We start from the raw sequence: 15500 nt of genomic DNA on the forward strand, positions 1-15500 counted from the left end.
TGCAGGTGCGGCCCCGTCTGCCGTCCTGCTGACTTGCCGAGGGCGCCGTTGCCGCCGCCGGGCGACGTGAACGTAACAGCGCTGGAACCTTTTCGAAAGACCTTGCAGAAAAGTTTTGCAAGCGCAGCCGAGAGTTATGCCGCCGTGACCTGTTCCAGACCGCCCGGCAACCCGGGTTTCCGCCCGTACGACAGGGGTTCGGACTGTTGTGCAAGACTCTGCAAGCACTTGCCATCCGTTGCCGCCGGGGGAATCATCCCTTGCGGACCGGACGCCGACCACGACTTGAGGGACCGCGATGACCCAGCAGCCCGCAGCGGGCCGTTCGACGGCGCGCACCAGGCGTCCGATCGGTGTGCAAGGGGAGAACCGGCAGCTACAGTCCAGTCCTGTGACCACACGCCTTGCCGATATCGCTGCTCAGGCGGGGGTGAGCGAGGCAACCGTCAGCCGCGTCCTCAACGGCAAGCCGGGCGTCGCCGCCACCACCCGCCAGTCCGTGCTCGCCGCCCTCGACGTCCTCGGCTACGAGCGGCCGGTGCGGCTGCGGCAGCGCAGCGAGGGCCTGGTCGGTCTGATCACCCCGGAGCTGGAGAACCCGATCTTCCCGGCGCTGGCCCAGGTCATCGGGCAGGCGCTGACCCGGCAGGGCTACACGCCGGTGCTCGCCACCCAGACCCCGGGCGGGTCGACGGAGGACGAGCTCACCGAGATGCTCGTGGACCGCGGGGTGGCCGGCATCATCTACGTCTCCGGACTGCACGCGGACACCACCGCCGACACCCAGCGCTACGAGCGGCTGCGGGCACAGGGCGTGCCGTTCGTGCTCGTGGACGGTTTCTCGCCGAAGGTGCAGGCGCCGTTCATCTCCCCCGACGACCGGGCCGCGATGGCGCTCGCCGTCACCCACCTCGCCTCCCTCGGCCACACCCGGATCGGCCTGGCGCTCGGGCCGAAGCGGTTCGTGCCGGTGCAGCGCAAGATCGAGGGCTTCGTGCGCACCGTGCAGGAGCAGCTCGGCCTGAGCGCCGAGACGGTCGAGACCGAGCTCGTCCAGCACTCGCTGTACACGCTGGAGGGCGGCCAGGCCGCCGCCACCGCGCTGATGGACCGCGACTGCACGGCGGTGGTGTGCGCGAGCGACATGATGGCGCTGGGCGCGATACGGGCGGCCCGGCAGCGCGGTCTGGACGTGCCGAAGGACATCTCGGTGGTCGGCTTCGACGACTCCCCGCTGATCGCCTTCACCGACCCGCCGCTGACCACGGTCCGCAAGCCGGTCCCGGCGATGGGCCAGGCCGCGGTGCGCACGCTGCTGGAGGAGATCGGCGGAACGCCCGCGCCGCACAGCGAGTTCGTGTTCATGCCGGAACTGGTGGTGCGCGGTTCGACCGCTTCGGCCCCTGGGGACCGGAATCGTCCCTAGGGCGGAGAGAAGGACCTTCGGCGCACTCCCACAGGAGGAAGGAGCGGGCCTGCCCCCCGGGGGAGAACATGCGGGTCGGGCCCGACCGGGGGATGATCTGGTGGGAAGGCCTTTTCTGGCAGACTCTGGCCCATGGGTGACACGACGGTGACAACGCTGGAAGGCCGGGAAGAGGCCGCAGCGCACCCCGTCGCGGAGAAGACGGGGCCGGGCCGCCTGCGCCGTCTGCGAGCCCCCCGCCGGCCCCGGCTGTGGTTCGAGATCCTGCTGATCGCGGTGAGTTACTGGACGTACTCGCTCGTCCGCAACGCCGTGCCGGAACAGCGGGCCGAGGCGCTGCGCAACGCCGACTGGATCTGGCGCCTCGAACAGCAACTGGGCCTCGCCGTCGAGGAGTCCGTCAACCACGCCGTGAACTCGGTGACTTGGCTCATCGTCGGCATGAACTACTACTACGCCACCCTGCACTTCGTGGTGACGCTGGGCGTCCTGGTGTGGCTCTACCGTGGTCATCCCGGCCGGTACGCGGCGGCCCGCCTGGTCCTCTTCACCACCACCGGCATCGCCCTCGTCGGCTACTACCTGTATCCGCTCGCCCCGCCCCGGCTGATGAACGGCCAGGACTTCATCGACACCGTCATGGTCCACCAGACGTGGGGTTCGATGGCCTCCGGCGACCTGAAGAACATGTCGAACCAGTACGCCGCGATGCCGTCGATGCACATCGGCTGGTCGGTGTGGTGCGGGCTGACGATCTTCGCGCTGGCCACCGTGCCGTGGGTGCGGGTGCTGGGCCTGGTGTACCCGGCGGCCACGCTGGTGGTCATCGTCGCCACCGCCAACCACTTCTGGCTGGACGCGGTGGGCGGCGTCCTCTGCCTGGCCTTCGGCTACGGCATCGCACTGCTCTGGTACGGCCGTCAGCCGTACACCCTGCCGAGGCTGGTGCCCGAACAGCGGAAACGGGAGCCGGAGCGGATTCCGGTGCCGAAGCAGGGCTAGCCCGGTGGGACCGGGCGGCACCTCCTCAGGGGCCTGACCTCCTGTCCCGGGCGAAGACCGGACTGCCGCCTTCGCCGGGGAGACGGGGCGACGCGCCCCCGGGCGACACGACGGGCCGGGGCGACCTCGGGGAGGCCGGGCCCTGGCGGGGGGTTACAGCCCCCCGTAGAACAGTTCCTCCACCACGCCCCGCGCCCGCCGTGCCGTACGCCGGTACGCGTCGAGCATGTCGCCGGCGTGGCCGGGGCCGTAGCCCAGGTAGCGGCCGACGGCGCCCAGTTCGCGGGGCACGGTGGGGAAGGTGTCCCCGGCCCGGCCACGGACCAGCATCACCGCGTTGCGCACACGGGTGGCGAGCACCCAGGCCTCGTCGAGGGTGGAGGCGTCGTCCTCGGAGATCAGCCCGGCCGCGCGGGCGGCGGCCAGCGCCTGCCGCGTGCGGGTCGTGCGCAGGCCCGGCTCCCGGGCGCCGTGCCGCAACTGGAGGAGCTGCACGGTCCACTCCACGTCGGACAGCCCGCCCGGCCCGAGCTTGGCGTGCAGCTTGGGGTCGGCGCCGCGCGGCAGCCGCTCGGACTCCATACGGGCCTTCAGCCGCCGGATCTCCCGGACGGCCTCCTCGTCGAGCCCGGCGGTCGGATAGCGCAGCGGGTCGATCAGCTCGGTGAAGCGGCGGCCCAGGTCCTCGTCCCCGGCGACGTGCTCGGCGCGCAGCAGCGCGTGCCGCTCCCACACCAGCGACCACCGGCGGTAGTACGCCTCGTACGACTTGAGCGTGCGCACCAGCGGGCCGGACTTGCCCTCCGGGCGCAGGTCGGCATCGATCAGCAGGGGCGGGTCGGCGCTCGGTATCTGCAGCAGCCGACGCATCTCGGCGACCACCTTGCCCGCGGCCTCGGCGGCCTCCCGCTCGTCCACGCCGTCGCGCGGTTCGTGCACGAACAGGACGTCCGCGTCGGAGCCGTAGCCCAGCTCGTGTCCGCCGAAGCGGCCCATGCCGATGATCGCGAACCGGGTGGGGAGGGTGTCGCCCCAGCCCTCGCGGACCACCGCGCGGAGCGTGCCGGCGAGGGTGGCGGCCGTCAGGTCGGACACCGCGCCGCCCACCAGGTCCACCAGGGCGCCCTGGTCGGCCTCGGCGGGCTGCGACTCGGTGCCGTAGGAGCCGACGATGTCGGCGGCGGAGATACGGAACAGCTCGCGGCGGCGCACCCCGCGGGCGGCCGTGACGCCCTGGACGGCGTTGTCGGCGCGGCGGACGGCGGCGAGGATCTCCTGCTCCAGATGGGCGCGGGGCCGCGGTTCGAGCCCGCCGCCCCCGTCGCCGAGCAGCGCCACCGCCTCGGGGGCGCGCATCAGCAGGTCGGGGGCGAGCCGTCCGGCGGACAGCACGCGGGCCAGGTTCTCGGCGGCGGCGCCCTCGTCGCGCAGCAGCCGCAGGTACCAGGGCGTCTTGCCGAGCGCGTCGGAGACCTTGCGGAAGGTGAGCAGACCGGCGTCCGGGTCGGCGGAGTCCGCGAACCAGCCGAGCAGCACCGGCAGCAGGGTGCGCTGGATGGCGGCCTTGCGGGTGACACCGGACGCCAGCGCCTCCAGGTGGCGCAGCGCGGCGGCCGGATCGGCGTACCCGAGCGCGATCAGCCGCTCCCGCGCGGCCTCGGCACTGAGCCTGGCCTCGCCGGGGGCGAGCGCGGCGACGGCGTCCAGCAGCGGCCGGTAGAACAGCTTCTCGTGCAGCCGCCGTACGACGGAGGCGTGCCGCTTCCACTCCCGGGTCAGGGTGGCGACCGGGTCGGTGCGCAGGTCGAGGGAGCGGCCCAGGCGGCGCAGGTCGGCCTCGTCCTCGGGGACGAGGTGGGTGCGGCGCAGCCGGTGGAGCTGGATGCGGTGCTCCATGGAGCGCAGGAAGCGGTAGGCGTCGTCGAGCTGGGCGGCGTCCGCGCGGCCGACGTAGCCGCCGGCGGCGAGGGCCTTCAGCGCGTCGAGGGTGGTGCCACTGCGCAGCGAGGCGTCGGCGCGCCCGTGCACCAGTTGCAGCAACTGCACCGCGAACTCGACGTCCCGCAGACCCCCGGGGCCCAGCTTGAGCTGGCGGTCGATCTCGGCGGCGGGGATGTTCGCCACCACCCGGCGGCGCATCTTCTGCACGTCGGCGACGAAGTTCTCCCGCTCGGCGGCCCCCCACACCAGCGGCTGGAGCGCGGCGACGTACTCCTCGCCGAGCGCGAGGTCACCGGCGACCGGGCGGGCCTTGAGCAGCGCCTGGAACTCCCAGGTCTTGGCCCAGCGCTGGTAGTAGGCGAGGTGGGAGGCGAGGGTGCGCACCAGCGGCCCGTTGCGGCCCTCGGGGCGGAGGTTGGCGTCGACGGGCCAGATGGAGCCCTCGACGGTGGTCTCGGAGCAGATCCGCATCATGTGCGCGGCGAGCCGGGTCGCGGCGCGCAGCGCCTTGTCCTCGTCGGCCCCGTCCACCGCCTCGCCGACGAAGACGACGTCGACGTCGGAGACGTAGTTCAGCTCGTGTCCCCCGCACTTGCCCATCGCGATCACCGCGAGCCGGCACAGCGCGGCGTCCTCGGGCGCGGCGGCCCCGGCGAGGGCGAGGGCGGCGCGCAGGGTGGCGGTGGCGAGGTCGGCGAGCTCGGCGGCGGTCTGGGCGACCTCGATGGTGCCGCAGACGTCACGGGCGGCGATGGACAGCAGACAGCGCCGGTAGGCGACGCGCAGCGAGACCGGGTCGCCGGCCTCGGCGAGGCCCCGTTCGAACTCCTCGACGCCCGGGTGCAGGTCGCGCGGCTCGTAGGTGACGAGGGCCTGCCAGTCGCTCGGGTGCCGGGCCAGATGGTCGGCGAGCGCCTCGGACGCGCCGAGCACCCCGAGCAGCCGGTCCCGCAGCGGCTTGGCGGCTATCAGCGTGTCCAGCAGCTCCTGACGGGCGGTGGGCCCGTCCTGCGCCTCCAGCAGCCGCACCAGGCCCCGCAGCGCGAGATCGGGGTCGGCGGTGGCGCCGAGGGCGTCCAGCAGCACGGGGTCGTTGCGCACCAGCGCGAGTCCGGCGCTGTCGAGCAGCCGCTCCGCGGCGGACGGATCGGTGAAGCCGTGCCGCAGCAGCCGCGTGAAGGTACTGCTCCTGCGCCCCGGCGCCGACGTCATCCCCGGCCTCCCTCGTGCCTCGTGCCTGTGCCTGCTGCACATGCCTCGGATCAGGGTCGTACGGCCATGAGCCTATCCGGAGTACGGGGCCCTGGCCCGGGGCGCGGTGAGACATGCCCGTGTCGGCGTTTCGGTGGCGCGGCGGACGGTTTTCGGATTCGGTGGGGACAGCCGTCCGGCCGGGCCGGGTGACGGTCCGGGCGACGCGCAGCCGATACGCCGACGAAGGAGTCGCTGTTCCATGGACATGACCCTCGAAGTGATCCCGCTCCCGGTGAGCGACATCGACCGCGCCAGGGACTTCTACCGGGACAAGGTCGGCTTCCACGTCGACATCGACCAGGAGGTCATGCCGGGCATGCGCATCGTCCAGCTCACCCCGCCCGGCTCCGGCTGCTCGATCGCCCTGGGCGACAGCATCTGGGAGATGACCCCGGGACCCACCCCGGCCCCCGGCTCCTACCAGGGACTCCAGCTCTGCGTCGCCGACATCGAGGCGGCCCACGCGGAACTGACCGCCCGGGGCCTGGACGTCTCCGACCCGGTCGAGTACGCCCCGGCCGACGGCGCGACGTTCATGTACTTCACGGACCCGGACGGCAACGGCTGGGCGGTGCAGGAGTACCGGCGCCGGGCGGCGGAGCCGCTGCACAAGGTGCTGGGGGACGCGGCGGGGGCATAGGCCAACGTATGGCGGGAGTACCATACAATTATGAGCCTCAAGCGAACGACGGTCTACCTCGAGGAAGACGATCTCCACGACCTCAAGGACACGGCTGCGCGGAGAGGAATCAGCGAAGCGGAACTGATTCGTGAGGGCGTCCGCCTCGCCATCGCCCGCAATCGTGTCTGGGACGAGCCCGTGGGGCTTCCCGTCTTCGACAGCGGCGACCCCACCTTCGCGGAGCAAGGTGACGAGATACTGGGTGAGACGGGCTTCGGCCGCTGGAACGAGGCCTCATAAGTGATCGCCATCGCCGACACGTCGGGGGTCGTCGCCTCCGTCGACCGCAGTTGCCCCGAGCACAAGACCGCCCGTCACGTGATGGACACGGCCGGCCTTCTGGTGATCCCCCAACTCGTCCTCGCCGAACTGGACCACCTGTTGAGCCGCCGGTTCGACAAGGACGCCGCAGGGCAGGTCATGGACTCACTCGTGGCACAGGCCAGGACGGGGCGCTACGTCTTCGGTGACGCGCACGCCGGTCTCCTCGCGGACGCCAGACACGTTCAGCGCAGGTACCGGGAACTCGCGCTCGACCTGACCGACTCGGTGATCGCGGTCATGGCCCGCGAGTACGCGACGGACGCCGTGCTCACGCTCGACCGGAAGGACTTCCGCACCATCCGCCCACTCACCGCGCACCCGGCGTTCCGGCTCCTGCCCGACGACCTGTAACGCCACCCGGACGAGAATGCCGAAGGTGTCGGCCGGGGGCGATCGCGATCACATCGTGTTGCCCCGGCGCCGGTGCTCGCGCTCGTCCCGGACGCGACGCACCGAGGCAATCCGGTGAGCACCCTCGCGGATCACCTCTGCCTCCGGCACTCCCCTGCGGGCGGCGGGCGGGTGCTGTCCGCCGCCGCCCTCACTCCCGATATCCGATCCCGTCATTACGTGTCAATCCAGGACAAATGGCGACTCGTCGTGTCACGGGCGGTTTCGTGTGCTGGCTGGCGCAGGCCTCCGGCGTGCACCGGCCGGCCCTTGGGAGCAGGAGCCGCACCCAGCACATCCGATGAGGGGAAGTCGCCGATGAGTGAGTCCGTACGAACCGGATCCGGGAGTACCGGGGACAAGGTCAAGGCAGAGACCTCCGCGACGGCCGGGCAGGCCAAACAGGCCGCCGGTCAGGTCGCGGGGACCGCGGCGGAACAGGCCCGGACCGTCGTGGGTGAGGCGCGGCAGCAGGCCGGTACGGTCATCGAGGACCTGCGCGGCCGCGCGATCGACGAGGCGGACGGGCAGACGAAGCGGGCGGCCGGCACGCTGCGGCAGTGGGCGAACGACTTCTCGAACCTGGCCGCGCACGCCGAGCACGACTCGCCCGCCCGGGGCCTGGCGGCCCGCGCGGGCGACAAGGGAATGTGGATGGCCGACTACCTGGAGCGGCAGGGGGTCGAAGGCATCGCCGCCGACCTCCAGGGCTTCGCCCGGCGCCGCCCCGGCGCCTTCCTCGGCGGCGCGCTGCTGGCCGGACTGGCCGTCGGACGCCTGGCGAAGGTGACGCAGTCGGCCTCCCGGACCGACGGGAACGGGCAGCGGCGGGTCACCGCGGCCCCGGCTCCCGAGGCCCTGCCGGTCGCTCCCCCGCCGGGGACCGCACCGCCCGCGCCGTCCACGCCGCCGAGCCTCGGCACGCCGGGCCGCCCGTTCCCGGAGGCGTGAGATGGCCACGATGTCACCCCTGTCCCGGGCCCGCTCGGCCGAGCCGTACGAAGGGGAGCGGTCCGCGGGCGAGCTGCTGTCCCGGGTGACCTCCGACCTCCAGGTCCTCTTCCGCCAGGAGGTGGAGCTGGCCAAGGCCGAGGTCAAGGAGGAGGGCACCAAGGCGGGCAAGGCGGCCGGGATGTACGGCGGTGCCGGCTTCGCCGGCTACATGGTCCTGCTGTTCCTGTCGCTGGCGGCCATGTTCGGTCTGGCCAACGTGATGGACGACGGCTGGGCCGCGCTGATCATCGCCGCGCTGTGGGCCGTCGCCGCGGCCGTGCTGTACCAGAAGGGCCGCGCGAAGATGCGCACCGTCTCGCCGAAGCCCGAGCACACCGTCCAGACCCTGAAGGAGGACGCGGAATGGGCACGTCACCCGACCAAATGAGGGCCGAGATCGCGGCCACCCGCAACCAGCTGTCCGCGGACGTGGACCGGCTCGCCGACCGGGCCAGCCCGCGCCGCATGGCCCGCCGCCGCAGGGCGAGGATGCGCCGCACGGTGTCGGGCGTCCGTGACCGCGTCATGGGCACCGCCTCGTACACGGCGCACGGCATGGCCGACACCGCCCGGTCGGCGGCCGAGTCGGTGCAGTCGGCGGCGGGCTCCGCGGCCGGTTCCGTGCAGGAGGGCACCGGGCGGGCGGCCGACTCGGCGCGCGAGGCCGCCGGTCAGGCGGGACAGGCCGTCCAGCAGACACCCGAGATGGCCCGCCGCCAGACGCAGGGCAACCCGCTGGCCGCCGGCCTGGTCGCCTTCGGCGTCGGCCTGCTGGCCGCCTCGATGGTGCCCGCCTCCGAGAAGGAACAGCAGAAGGCGTCCGAGCTGATGGAGCGCGGCGCCGAGGCGCTGGAGCCGGTGAAGCAGGCCGCCACCGAGTCCGCGCAGCACCTGAAGGAAGGCGCCAAGGAGGTCACGCAGAGCGCGGCCGCGGAGGTGAAGGACACCGCGCAACAGGCGGCCCGCACCACCCAGGACGAGGCCCGCGACCGGACCGGCCAGGTCACCGACCAGGCCAAGGACTCCGGCCGCAGCCTCAAGGACGAGGCCGGCCGCCGCTCCGGCCCGGCGTGAGACCGGGCGCGGCGGACGGAGGAAGCCCTGTCCACGGCCCGAGCGGGCCGGGGACAGGGCTTCGTCCCGCCGTGGTGAACGGTCAGCGCGTGAGGACCAGGATCAGGATCACGGTCGCCACCGCGCTGATGACCAGCGACCCGAGGCAACCGACCCGGTTGCCGAAGAAGAACGTGGCCTCCGAGTACCCCGCCCGGGCCGGTGACTCCAGCGGCCCGCGCCGGGGACGACGGAGGCCGGGGGCCGCCGCAAGGACGGCCCCCGGTGCGTGTCAGCTCGCGTACGTCTCGAATTCGGCGATCCTCGGGGTGCCCGAGGCGCTGGTGATCTCGAAGGTGATCTTCTTCAGGGAGGTCGCGGAGAAGCCGATGACGCCCGATCCGCTGCCGGAGGCCAGGACGGCGCCCGTGTCGTGGTTGAGGACGCGGTAGGAGCCGATGGTGCCCGAGCCCGACGCCTGCCTGATGTTGATCTTGGAGACGGTGGCGGCCGAGCCCCACTTGATCGAGACGGAGCCGGTCGAGCCGGACGGCGACCAGTACGTGCTCATGTCGCCGTCGCGGACGTTGCCGTAGCTCGTGCCGTCGGCCTTGGAGGAGCCGTCGGAGCCCGCGCCGATGCTGAGGTTGGTACCGGTGGGCGGGTCAGTGGGGTCCGGGTCGGTCGGGTCCGGGTCCGGGTCGGTGGGGTCCGGGTCCGTCGGGTCGGGGTCGGTCGGGTCCGGGTTCTGCGGGGTGCAGCTGCCGTCGGAGACCTTCAGGCCCTTGTTGGCGCCCGCCGTCTGGCTCACCACGCTCGGCACGCAGTTGGCCGCGTCGAGGGTGTACGCGTACGGGATGCTGACCGAGGTGTTCGACGTCGGGTTCGGACCGGCGGGGTTGTTGTCGCCCTCCCGCTCGGACCAGGTCACGTTGTCGAAGATGTTGCCGCTGACCTGCCAGTAGCCGGCGGCGTCGGTGTAGAAGGTGCCGAGGACGTCCTTGGAGTCCTCGAAGTAGTTGTTGTCCACCTTGGCGCGGGCGCCGGCCCGGGAGTTGATCCCGGACTCGTTCAGGTTCTTGTAGTGGTTGTTGTAGATGTGGGAGATGCCGCCGCGCAGCAGGGGCGTACGGGAGTCGATGTTCTCGTACAGGTTGTGGTGGAACGTGACGTACCCGTTCGAGGTGTCGCTCTCGCTGGAGCCGATCAGGCCGCCGCGGCCGGAGTTGCGCAGGGTGCTGTAGGACAGCGTCACGTACTGGGTGTTGTCCTTCATGTCGAAGAGGCCGTCGTAGCCCTCCGACTCGCCGCCGGACGCCTCCAGCGTGGCGTGGTCGACCCAGACGTTGCGGACATCGCTTTCCATGCCGATGGCGTCGCCGCCGTTCGACGTGGGCGAGCCGGACTTCTTGACGTTCCGCACCGTCACGTTCTGGATGATGATGTTGCTGGACTCCCGGATGTGGATGCCCAGTTGGTCGAAGACGGCGCCGTTGCCGACACCGACGATCGTGACGTTGCTGATCTGCTTGAGCTCGATCTTGTCGGCGGCGGTGCTGCAGCTGTCGCCCGACACCTTGGTGGTGTTGCCGTGGTTGATGGTGCCCTCGACCTGGATGACGATCGGGGTGGAGCTGCTGGCCCGGTTGCAGAGGGCCTGGTGGATCGCGGTGCCGGTGGTGGCGCGGACCGTCTGGCCGCCCGCGCCGCCGGTGGTCCCGCCGTTCTGGGTCGCGTAGCCGGTGACACCGCCGGTCGCGGCGGATGCCGTGGACGTGGACAGGGTCAGGCCGGTCGCTGCCGCGAGGGCTCCCGTGGCCAGTACGGCGGAGAGCCGCACGGCGACTGATCGTCTCATTCTCGTCTCGCCTTTCGTCCTCTGAGTCGGGGGCTGGTGCCGGTGTCGGTGCCGATCAGGTTCGTGTCATGGGCATGACAGCGACATCGATGAGAGGGGGCGGGGTGGGCCGGACCCATCGATGGGAAAGCGCTTTCTTCTGGTCTGCCGTGACAGTAGGGCCACGCCCGAGTGGCTGACAAGACTCCGTGCAGTTACGGAGGGGGAGCTTCCACTTGCCGTGGCGCCGCGCTCTCCTCCCCGCCCCTCCCCGTCCTAGGACAGGATCTGACCTAGATGACTTCTAACGTGGTCCTTGTCCGACGGAGCAGAACAACGGAAGGCGGATGACCATGACCGTGAACGAGCTGACCACCGACGACCCGAGCGGAACCCCGGCCGTCACCGGCGAGCGCGCCGACCTGCTGGAGATGCTCGCCAAGCACCGGCACTTCCTGCGCTTCACCACCCGTGACCTCACCGACGAGCAGGCCGGGCTGCGGACCACGAGCAGCGCGCTCTGCCTGGGCGGCCTGGTCAAGCACGTCACCTCGGTCGAGCGGAACTGGGTGGACTTCATCCTGGACGGCCCCTCGGCGATGGGGGACTTCACCGCCATGACCGAGGCCGACTGGGCCCGGCGGGACGACGAGTTCCGGATGCTGCCCGGTGAGACGCTGGCCGGTGTGCTGGCCGAGTACGCCGACGTGGCCCGCCGGACCGACGACCTGGTCGCCGCCCTGCCCGACCTGGAGGCCAGGTGGCCGCTGCCGAAGGCCCCGTGGTTCGAGTCCGGCGCGGAGTGGTCGGTCCGCAGGGTGCTGATGCACATCGTCGCCGAGACCGCTCAGCACGCCGGTCACGCCGACATCATCCGTGAGTCCTTGGACGGCGCCAAGAGCATGGGCTGACGGCGCCGTTGCCTTTGTCGCGCCGTCTTCCGCCGGGGCGGGGTCGCAGGCGCCGGTGAACGTTCATGGGGCCGGGGCCCACGGCCATCGGCCCCGTGCGCTCGTCAGCCGGACACCCGGCCGGACACCCGCTCCGGTCCGCGGTTACAGCACCGGCAGGTTCTTCCGCAGCTCGAAGGCGGTGACCTCGGAGCGGTACTCCTCCCACTCCTGGCGCTTGTTGCGCAGGAAGAAGTCGAAGACGTGCTCGCCGAGGGTCTCGGCGACCAGGTCGCTGCGCTCCATCAGGGTCAGGGCCTCGCCCAGGTTCTGCGGCAGGGGCTCGATGCCCAGCGCGCGGCGTTCCGCGTCGGACAGGGCCCATACGTCGTCCTCGGCGCCCGGCGGGAGCTCGTAGCCCTCCTCGATGCCCTTCAGGCCGGCGGCCAGCAGGACGGCGTAGGTCAGGTACGGGTTGGCGCCGGAGTCGATGGAGCGGACCTCCACGCGCGCCGAGCCGGTCTTGCCGGGCTTGTACATGGGCACGCGGACCAGCGCCGAGCGGTTGTTGTGGCCCCAGCAGATGTACGACGGGGCCTCGCCGCCGGCGCCCGCCGTGCGCTCCGTACCGCCCCAGATGCGCTTGTAGGAGTTGACCCACTGGTTGGTGACCGCAGACGTCTCCGCCGCGTGCCGCAGCAGGCCCGCGATGAAGGAACGGCCCACCTTGGAGAGCTGGTACTCCGCGCCGGACTCGTAGAACGCGTTGCGGTCGCCCTCGAAGAGGGAGAGGTGGGTGTGCATGCCGGAGCCGGGGTGTTCGGAGAAGGGCTTCGGCATGAAGGTCGCCTGGACGCCCTGCTCGAGGGCCACCTGCTTCATGACCAGGCGGAACGTCATGATGTTGTCCGCCGTGGAGAGCGCGTCCGCGTAACGCAGGTCGATCTCCTGCTGGCCGGGGGCGCCCTCGTGGTGGGAGAACTCCACCGAGATGCCCATCGACTCCAGCATGGTGATCGCCTGGCGGCGGAAGTCCATGCCGACGTTCTGCGGGGTGTGGTCGAAGTAGCCGGAGTTGTCCGCGGGGGTCGGGCGGCTGCCGTCCAGCGGCTTGTCCTTCAGCAGGAAGAACTCGATCTCCGGGTGGGTGTAGAAGGTGAAGCCCAGGTCGGAGGTGCGGGCGAGGGCGCGCTTGAGGACGTAGCGCGGGTCCGCGAAGGACGGGGAGCCGTCCGGCATGAGGATGTCGCAGAACATGCGGGCCGTGCCGGGGGCCTCGGCGCGCCAGGGGAGGATCTGGAACGTCGACGGGTCCGGCTTGGCGATCATGTCGGACTCGTACACCCGGGCGAAGCCCTCGATGGCGGAGCCGTCGAAGCCGATCCCTTCATCGAACGCCTGTTCGAGTTCGGCGGGGGCGACGGCCACGGACTTGAGGAAGCCCAGCACGTCGGTGAACCACAGGCGCACGAACCGGATGTCGCGCTCCTCCAACGTCCGGAGCACGAACTCCTGCTGCTTGTCCATCTTCCGCTTCCCCATCCTTGCCGGTCAGGCCGCCTGTCCGCTCCCACGCCCCGGGGACACGGCCGGGCATTGCGAGCATCCCACCACACCAGCGTTTCATACGCGTTGCCGACCTTGATCGGTCGGCCTGATCGGACGGTTTGATCGGTCGGCTCGAGCGGTCGGCTCGAGCGGTCGGCTTGCCGCGGCTCGAACGCCTCGCACACGACAGGTGTACCGCTCCGGAGCCCATCCTGCCCGCTCGGACCGACATCCGTAACGGGCGCAACGGGCGGTTCACGGCCTCGGGGAGATGCCCAGCAGGAGGGGGCCGGTGGGGGCCGTGACGATGTCCGCCACCGTGACCGGGTCCAGCGAGGCGAAGAACGCCTCCTGGGCCCCGCGCAGGGCGCCGCGCAGCCGGCAGGCCGAGTTCAGCGGGCAGGGGGACGAGGTGGCGGTGCCCTCGCAGTCGACGACGTCCCCCTCGCCCTCGAAGGCCCGGACCACCGCGCCCACCGAGGCGGTACGGCCCTCCTCCGTGAGGCCCAGACCGCCGCCCCGGCCGCGGCGGGCCGTCAGCAGGCCCATGTGCTGGAGCTCGGCGACCACCTTCGCAGCGTGTGTGTAGGGCACGTCCATGGCTTCCGAGACGTCGCGCGTCGTCGGGTTGGAGTCGCCGGCCACGGCGAGGCGCATGAGGACGCGCAGGGCCAGGTCTGTGGAGCGGAGGAGCCGCATAGCAGAGAGCGTAGGTAATACGCATCTTGGGTTCAAGTTTTCTGGGGTGGGGTTCTGCGGGGTGCGGTCCGGTTCCGTTGGCCGTGAACCCTACGGCTTGCCCCCTCTCCCCTATTACGATCAGCTGACCCGTTCGTCCCACTCCCCCGAAGGACACTCCCATGGGCTCCGCCAAGAAGAGCAGCTCGGCACGTTCGGCGCGCATAGAGGAGATGCGGCGTGCCGAGAAGGCCCGCGAGCGTCGCGCCCGCATCCTCACCATCGCCGCCAGTGTGGTGATCGTCGTCGGGCTCGTCGCCGGCGGTGTGGTGCTCGTCCAGTCGCAGTCGGACGACGACGGCAGTCCGGCCGCCGGCTCGAAGAACTCGGGCAAGTTCGTCACGGGCAAGGACGGTGTGCGGAAGTGGGAGGGCGAGCTGGGGCGCAACCACGTGACCAAGGCCGTGGACTACCCCGTCTCGCCTCCGGTGGGCGGTGACCACAACCCGGTGTGGATGAACTGCAACGGGGACGTCTACACCGACGAGATCAACAACACCAACGCCGTGCACTCGCTGGAGCACGGTGCCGTGTGGGTGACGTACAACGCCTCGGCCGACAAGGCCGCCGTCGACGCGCTCGCGGCGAAGGTGAAGAAGACGCCGTACACGCTGATGAGTCCGGTGGACGGCCAGCAGGACCCGATCATGCTGTCCGCCTGGGGGCACCAGCGCACGGTGACCGGTGCGGACGATCCGGACCTGGACGCGTTCTTCGAGAAGTTCGTCCAGGGGGAGCAGACGCCCGAGCCGGGGGCCGCCTGCACCAACGGGCTGTCCAAGTGAGGCAGGTCGGGCTGGTCGCGGGGGCCGTGGTGACGGCGCTGGTCGCGGCCGGGGCGATCACCTATGCGGTGGCCGGGGACGAGGGGTCCTCGGACGCGGTTCCGACCGCGGAGTCCGCGGACGCCGGGTTCGCCCGGGACATGGCCGTGCACCATCAGCAGGCCGTCGAGATGTCGTACGTCGTACGGGACCGCACGGACGACGAGGAGGTCCGGCGGCTCGCCTACGACATCGCCCAGACGCAGGCCAACCAGCGGGGCATGCTGCTGGGGTGGCTCGACCTGTGGGAGCTGCCCAAGGTGTCCATGGATCCGCCCATGACCTGGATGGGGATGGGTGACAGCGCTTCCGGCAAGGACGGCGCGCTGATGCCGGGGATGGCGACCGACGCCGAGATGGAGCGGCTGGGGTCGCTGAGCGGGGAGCGGGCGGAGGTTTTCTACCTGCAGCTCATGACGGACCACCACAAGGGCGGGGTGCACATGGCTCAGGCGTGTGTCCGTGCCTGTGAGGTGGGGGTCGAGAAGCGGCTCGCGCGAGGGATGGTGGAGGGGCAGGAGTCCGAGATCGCGCTGATGGCGGGGATGCTGGAGGAGCGGGGGGCGGCTGCCCGGCCGTAGCGGACGGGGCTCCGGGA

Annotated in this window: 15 protein-coding genes; 11 read left to right on the top strand and 4 right to left on the bottom strand. The window is 71.3% G+C overall.

Annotated features, from left to right (window positions below; genetic code table 11):
• Positions 1-391: 391 nt before the first annotated feature.
• Together AMK33_RS27480 and AMK33_RS27485 are read left to right on the top strand one after the other, a co-directional pair.
• Positions 392-1426: a LacI family DNA-binding transcriptional regulator gene (locus AMK33_RS27480; protein ID WP_073935656.1), complete on the top strand. Its 1035-nt coding sequence runs from the start codon at positions 392-394 to the stop codon at positions 1424-1426.
• A gap of 132 nt (positions 1427-1558) precedes the next feature.
• Positions 1559-2428 carry a phosphatase PAP2 family protein gene (locus AMK33_RS27485; protein ID WP_073935657.1) on the top strand — a complete coding sequence of 290 codons (870 nt, stop codon included), beginning with the start codon at positions 1559-1561 and terminating at the stop codon, positions 2426-2428.
• A gap of 153 nt (positions 2429-2581) precedes the next feature.
• Here the strand turns inward: AMK33_RS27485 and AMK33_RS27490 are convergent, their stop codons facing one another.
• On the bottom strand, positions 2582-5581 hold the full coding sequence (locus AMK33_RS27490; RefSeq protein ID WP_073935658.1) for a bifunctional [glutamine synthetase] adenylyltransferase/[glutamine synthetase]-adenylyl-L-tyrosine phosphorylase: 3000 nt from the start codon (positions 5579-5581) through the stop codon (positions 2582-2584).
• A gap of 241 nt (positions 5582-5822) precedes the next feature.
• Between AMK33_RS27490 and AMK33_RS27495 the strand changes: the two genes are divergently transcribed.
• The 6 genes from AMK33_RS27495 (at position 5823) to AMK33_RS27520 (ending at position 9086) form a co-directional block, all read left to right on the top strand.
• A complete protein-coding gene (locus tag AMK33_RS27495) occupies positions 5823-6263 on the top strand; it encodes a VOC family protein (protein WP_073935659.1) in 441 nt (146 codons plus the stop codon).
• A 30-nt stretch (positions 6264-6293) separates the two neighbouring features.
• The gene (locus AMK33_RS27500) at positions 6294-6545 is read left to right on the top strand and encodes a CopG family transcriptional regulator (RefSeq protein ID WP_073935660.1); all 252 of its coding nucleotides are present in this window, start codon (positions 6294-6296) and stop codon (positions 6543-6545) included.
• Complete coding sequence (locus AMK33_RS27505) at positions 6546-6980, top strand: type II toxin-antitoxin system VapC family toxin (protein WP_073935661.1); 435 nt, start codon at positions 6546-6548, stop codon at positions 6978-6980. It begins immediately after the preceding gene.
• A 357-nt stretch (positions 6981-7337) separates the two neighbouring features.
• Entirely contained in the window at positions 7338-7970 is a 633-nt protein-coding gene (locus AMK33_RS27510) for a hypothetical protein (protein WP_073935662.1), read from the top strand.
• 1 nt (position 7971) lies between these two features.
• Positions 7972-8400 (top strand): phage holin family protein, encoded by a 429-nt coding sequence (locus tag AMK33_RS27515; RefSeq protein ID WP_073935663.1) that lies wholly within the window; start codon positions 7972-7974, stop codon positions 8398-8400.
• Positions 8376-9086, top strand: a complete 711-nt coding sequence (locus AMK33_RS27520; RefSeq protein ID WP_073935664.1) for a DUF3618 domain-containing protein — start codon at positions 8376-8378, stop codon at positions 9084-9086. Before AMK33_RS27515 ends, AMK33_RS27520 begins: the two co-directional genes overlap by 25 nt.
• A 271-nt stretch (positions 9087-9357) precedes the next feature.
• Here AMK33_RS27520 and AMK33_RS27525 read toward each other — a convergent pair whose 3' ends face one another.
• Entirely contained in the window at positions 9358-10923 is a 1566-nt protein-coding gene (locus tag AMK33_RS27525) for a pectate lyase family protein (RefSeq protein WP_073935665.1), read from the bottom strand.
• Between the two features lie 332 nt (positions 10924-11255).
• Here AMK33_RS27525 and AMK33_RS27530 point away from each other — a divergent pair, with 332 nt between their 5' ends.
• Positions 11256-11813 carry a DinB family protein gene (locus AMK33_RS27530; RefSeq protein ID WP_073935794.1) on the top strand — a complete coding sequence of 186 codons (558 nt, stop codon included), beginning with the start codon at positions 11256-11258 and terminating at the stop codon, positions 11811-11813.
• 144 nt (positions 11814-11957) lie between these two features.
• On the opposite strand, the gene AMK33_RS27535 is transcribed toward AMK33_RS27530, so the two are convergent.
• Complete coding sequence (locus AMK33_RS27535; protein ID WP_073935666.1) at positions 11958-13319, bottom strand: glutamine synthetase family protein; 1362 nt, start codon at positions 13317-13319, stop codon at positions 11958-11960.
• A 276-nt stretch (positions 13320-13595) separates the two neighbouring features.
• On the bottom strand, positions 13596-14039 hold the full coding sequence (locus AMK33_RS27540; RefSeq protein WP_073935667.1) for an RrF2 family transcriptional regulator: 444 nt from the start codon (positions 14037-14039) through the stop codon (positions 13596-13598).
• Between the two features lie 161 nt (positions 14040-14200).
• On the opposite strand from AMK33_RS27540, the gene AMK33_RS27545 reads away from it, so the two are divergent.
• Positions 14201-14863, top strand: a complete 663-nt coding sequence (locus AMK33_RS27545) for a DUF3105 domain-containing protein (RefSeq protein WP_073935668.1) — start codon at positions 14201-14203, stop codon at positions 14861-14863.
• Positions 14860-15483: a DUF305 domain-containing protein gene (locus AMK33_RS27550; RefSeq protein ID WP_073935669.1), complete on the top strand. Its 624-nt coding sequence runs from the start codon at positions 14860-14862 to the stop codon at positions 15481-15483. Before AMK33_RS27545 ends, AMK33_RS27550 begins: the two co-directional genes overlap by 4 nt.
• The last annotated feature ends 17 nt before the right edge of the window (positions 15484-15500 follow it).

It is taken from the genome of Streptomyces sp. CB02400 (assembly GCF_001905725.1).
GTDB classification, from domain to species: Bacteria; Actinomycetota; Actinomycetes; order Streptomycetales; family Streptomycetaceae; genus Streptomyces; species Streptomyces atrovirens.

Bases quoted from the DNA above. Each gene is read 5' to 3' on its own strand.
- AMK33_RS27485 (WP_073935657.1), top strand. From the start codon at position 1,559: ATGGGTGACACGACGGTGACAACGCTGGAAGGCCGGGAAGAGGCCGCA.
- AMK33_RS27490 (WP_073935658.1), bottom strand. From the start codon at position 5,581: ATGACGTCGGCGCCGGGGCGCAGGAGCAGTACCTTCACGCGGCTGCTG.
- AMK33_RS27495 (WP_073935659.1), top strand. From the start codon at position 5,823: ATGGACATGACCCTCGAAGTGATCCCGCTCCCGGTGAGCGACATCGAC.
- AMK33_RS27500 (WP_073935660.1), top strand. From the start codon at position 6,294: ATGAGCCTCAAGCGAACGACGGTCTACCTCGAGGAAGACGATCTCCAC.
- AMK33_RS27510 (WP_073935662.1), top strand. From the start codon at position 7,338: ATGAGTGAGTCCGTACGAACCGGATCCGGGAGTACCGGGGACAAGGTC.
- AMK33_RS27515 (WP_073935663.1), top strand. From the start codon at position 7,972: ATGGCCACGATGTCACCCCTGTCCCGGGCCCGCTCGGCCGAGCCGTAC.
- AMK33_RS27520 (WP_073935664.1), top strand. From the start codon at position 8,376: ATGGGCACGTCACCCGACCAAATGAGGGCCGAGATCGCGGCCACCCGC.
- AMK33_RS27525 (WP_073935665.1), bottom strand. From the start codon at position 10,923: ATGAGACGATCAGTCGCCGTGCGGCTCTCCGCCGTACTGGCCACGGGA.
- AMK33_RS27530 (WP_073935794.1), top strand. From the start codon at position 11,256: ATGACCGTGAACGAGCTGACCACCGACGACCCGAGCGGAACCCCGGCC.
- AMK33_RS27535 (WP_073935666.1), bottom strand. From the start codon at position 13,319: ATGGACAAGCAGCAGGAGTTCGTGCTCCGGACGTTGGAGGAGCGCGAC.
- AMK33_RS27540 (WP_073935667.1), bottom strand. From the start codon at position 14,039: ATGCGGCTCCTCCGCTCCACAGACCTGGCCCTGCGCGTCCTCATGCGC.
- AMK33_RS27545 (WP_073935668.1), top strand. From the start codon at position 14,201: ATGGGCTCCGCCAAGAAGAGCAGCTCGGCACGTTCGGCGCGCATAGAG.